General features: G+C 47.0%; 4 protein-coding genes. All 4 read left to right on the top strand.

All coding sequences use genetic code 11. From position 1 onward, the window contains the following. The first annotated feature begins 159 nt into the window (after positions 1–159). The 4 genes from V2H45_RS25385 (at position 160) to V2H45_RS25370 (ending at position 3058) form a co-directional block, all read left to right on the top strand. The gene (locus V2H45_RS25385) at positions 160–753 is read left to right on the top strand and encodes a D-glycero-alpha-D-manno-heptose-1,7-bisphosphate 7-phosphatase (RefSeq protein WP_330486486.1); all 594 of its coding nucleotides are present in this window, start codon (positions 160–162) and stop codon (positions 751–753) included. Between the two features lie 101 nt (positions 754–854). Continuing rightward, positions 855–2429 (top strand): Ppx/GppA phosphatase family protein, encoded by a 1575-nt coding sequence (locus tag V2H45_RS25380; protein WP_330486485.1) that lies wholly within the window; start codon positions 855–857, stop codon positions 2427–2429. Positions 2430–2594: 165 nt separating this feature from the next. Continuing rightward, positions 2595–2780 carry a hypothetical protein gene (locus tag V2H45_RS25375; protein WP_330486484.1) on the top strand — a complete coding sequence of 62 codons (186 nt, stop codon included), beginning with the start codon at positions 2595–2597 and terminating at the stop codon, positions 2778–2780. 2 nt (positions 2781–2782) lie between these two features. Then, positions 2783–3058 (top strand): hypothetical protein, encoded by a 276-nt coding sequence (locus V2H45_RS25370; protein ID WP_330486483.1) that lies wholly within the window; start codon positions 2783–2785, stop codon positions 3056–3058. Positions 3059–3266 lie beyond the last annotated feature (208 nt).

Genomic DNA, 3266 nt, shown 5'->3' with positions numbered 1-3266 from the left:
AGTTTTAGGCTCTTTTTTTCTCCACTTTCTCTCCCTGATGAATTATTCAGGTTAGTATTAAGTATCGAAGCGCATGCGCTCGATATCCCTCCCATAGGGCAACTTCTTCCATCAATTATCATCGATCCAGTCACTTAGGATTGTCTGCAAAACTATCTCATGCTAAAGCCTGCTGTATTTCTCGATCGCGATGGCGTCCTCAACCAAGAGCTAGGCTATATTCGCCATGTCGAAGATTTGGTACTGATGCCCAATGTCGCCAAGGCAGTGCGATCGCTCAACGATCGCCAGATTTTTTGCTGTCTTGCCTCCAATCAAGCGGGAGCTGCCAGAGGCTATTACAGCCTCGAACATATTCATGCCCTCACCGAGCGGCTCCAGTATCTTTTGGATACAGAGGCTGGGGCACATCTAGATGCCGTATTTTGCTGCAATACCCTGAGTCCCCCCGAAGGTGGGGTGGACCCCGAACTTAGCTATTGGTCAACATGGCGTAAACCCAATACAGGCATGTTGGTGGCAGCGGCATGGAAGCACGATCTCGATCTATCCCGTAGCTATATGGTGGGGGACAAAGCTACAGATGTAGACCTAGCCCATAATGCAGGTTGCAAGGGGGTTTTGGTTACTAGTGGTTATGGGGAAAAAGTCCTGTCAGGAGATTATCAGCATGCCACCAAGCCCGATCGCGTGGCAAAAGACTTGGCAGAGGCGGTTGACTGGATTTTGAGCCAAATTCCTGCTAATTTCTAAATCCAAAAATCCGCAAAATGTCCTAGACATGACGGTATGATCGACACCAGATCCCCTGCATCTTAAACCGAGCAGTCTCAAGTCAGCTAGTCAGACCCACCATGCTATCAGACAGAATTTTAGCGGCGATCGATATTGGCACAAACTCCATCCACATGGTGGTCGTGCGGGTCAAAACTCATCTGCCCAGCATGAGCATTATTGCGACCGAAAAAGCGACCGTGCGCCTTGGGGAACGTTGCGCCCAAACGGGCAAACTCCTAGATGAAGCCATGGAGCGATCGCTGGAAGCCTTGGCGCGTTGCCGAGAAATTTGCCGCACGATGGATGTGGAAGAGATCGTGATCGTTGCCACCAGTGCCACGCGAGAATCCCCGAATGGGTTGGATTTTATTCGGCGGATCGAGCAAGAGCTGGGTCTGCGGGTTGAGATTATCTCTGGACAAGAAGAGGCAAGACGCATTTATTTGGGCGTGTTGTCGGCGATGGAGTTGCAAAATCAGCCCCATGTCGTGATTGACATTGGCGGTGGCTCCACCGAGTTGATTTTGGGTGACGGGCACGATCCGCTTTATCTCAGCAGTACCAAGGTAGGGGCGGTGCGGCTGACCGATCAGTTCATCAAGACCGATCCGATTTCTACTTTGGAATTCGAGCGGTTGCAAAACTACATTCGCGGCATGTTAGAACGACCGATTGACGAACTCAAACAATTGCTCGATCGCAAACCCGTTCAAATGATTGGTACGTCGGGCACGATTGAAACCCTTGCCACACTTCATGCCAAAGAAAAACTAGGGAACGTTCCCAATCCCTTACAGGGCTACGAATTCTCTTTTGCCGATCTTGAGAGCATGGTGGCACGGTTGAGAAAGTTAAACCTCGCCGATCGCACGGACTTACTCAAGCAAAAACGCGCTGAAATCATTCTGGCGGGGGCTTTGGTGCTGCAAGAAGCGATGCGACTTTTGGGCGCGACCAAAATTGTCGTCTGTCAGCGATCGCTGCGCGAAGGCTTAATCGTGGACTGGATGATTCGTCAAGGGTTCATCGAAGATCGCCTGCGCTATCAAAGTTCTGTACGAGATCGCAGCGTGCTCAAACTCGCAGATAAGTACAGTATCAATCTCGACTATGCCAAACAGGTAGCCCGAATGTCGCTCAGCCTATTCGACCAAACCCAAGGGGTGCTGCACGAATGGGGACAGGAGGAGCGCAGTCTGCTGTGGGCAGCGGCAATGCTACACAATTCTGGACATCACATTAATAATGCGGCACACCATAAGCATTCCTATTACCTGATTCGCAATGGAGAGCTATTGGGCTATACCGAGACTGAAATTGAGGCGATCGCCAATCTCGCCCGCTATCACCGCAAAAGCGAACCCAAAAAGAAGCATGAGAATTTCCAGAAGCTCCTGAACGATCGCCTGCAATTGATGGTGCGCCAACTGAGTACTTTACTCCGTTTAGCCGTGGCTCTAGATCGACGGCAAGTTAGCGCGATCGCTTCTGTTGAAGTGCTTTTCTACCCCAAAACAAAAACCTGCCATCTCCAAATTACACCTGCCGATCCCAATGATTCCTGTGCTTTAGAGCTTTGGAGTCTGGAATATAAAAAGCAACCATTTGAAGCGCAGTTTAATTACACGCTGACTGCGTCATTAAAGAGTTAAACTTGGCAGTTTTAACCATAACTGTCAGAAGTAGTTATTCTAAAAACAGAACCATCTATGAGAGGAATTATGGAAGATCGAAATTGGGGTGACGAGGAACTATTACGAAACTTCTGGAAAGGGTGCAATCGAGCTAAAATTTAAAAGAGTCGATTCATCTACATAATGGGTAAAAAGAATCATGAAAAATCAATCAATTCGCTTCAAAAACGAATTATTGAGCATCAGCAAAAAATTGATATCGAGCTACAGAAAGACTATCCAGACTTGGGATTAATTCACCACTGGCAAAAAGAGATTCTTGCCTTTGAACTTGGTATTGAAAAAGCAAAAAAAAGACTAAGGAGATAAATATGCAGGTTACAGATTTACCGATAAATTCTCTAGTTAACTCCTTCAGACCAGTAGCGATCGCAAATCCAACGCTTAACACTCTGATTGCTGAGCTAGGGGTTGAATGTCAAAGGGCGATCGCTCTAATACATCAACTGCAATTACCAAATCTTAGCGATCACCAAAAGGTTGATATATTGGCAGAGTTAAATACTTCTATAATTCATTTGCAGTCTCATTGCGATGACGATCTACAGGATCTTATTGCGGATGAGTTAGAAAACATCACGGATTGATTCACTCCATCCCAGAAAATTAACCTGTCATGGCGAGAAACCGCGCGGTCATTGGCGGATATCTTGCCTATCCGTCTTGTCCACTGCTATATCTACTGATGGAGAGGTTTCGGAGTGAAAAGGTGATTTAAAACCAAACAAGTTTGGATTACTCATAAGGGCACCTCTAAAAATCAGTCAGAGACGAAAAACGAAAATAAAAAGAGAG

The sequence above is a fragment of the Tumidithrix elongata BACA0141 genome (genome assembly GCF_036349135.1).
Taxonomy (GTDB): domain Bacteria; phylum Cyanobacteriota; class Cyanobacteriia; order Pseudanabaenales; family Pseudanabaenaceae; genus Tumidithrix; species Tumidithrix elongata.
This window is presented reverse-complemented; position numbering and strand designations above follow the sequence as displayed.